The following is a 279-nucleotide window of genomic DNA, read 5'->3' on the forward strand; positions in this document are numbered from 1 at the left end:
TATTGCAGAAGGTCTGGCACGTTTTGAACGTGCCGTGGCGAGCATCGCCGCTGCCTAAGGACCAAAGGAGTGCTGAATTTTATTCGCACTCCTTTTTTGTCAGGGAATTCTTGCAGATATCATTCCTGTCTTTTGAAGATAGGCGCATTGGTGCACTGCAAGCTTAAGTGAGGAGACACTAAGATGTTAATCATACGTCCTATTCGGGCTGGCGACTTTGAATCTCTATACCAAATTGCCGAAGAGTCTGGTCATGGTTTTACCTCATTGCCAGTCAAT

General features: G+C 45.9%; 1 protein-coding gene. It reads left to right on the forward strand.

The features are described 5' to 3' along the window. Positions 1-183: 183 nt before the first annotated feature. Positions 184-279, forward strand: a 96-nt coding sequence (locus tag B4920_RS31105; protein ID WP_139379668.1) for an arginine N-succinyltransferase, incomplete at its 3' end; no start/stop codon positions are given.

This window comes from Zoogloea sp. LCSB751, assembly GCF_002028455.1.
In the GTDB taxonomy this organism is placed as follows: Bacteria; Pseudomonadota; Gammaproteobacteria; order Burkholderiales; family Rhodocyclaceae; genus Zoogloea.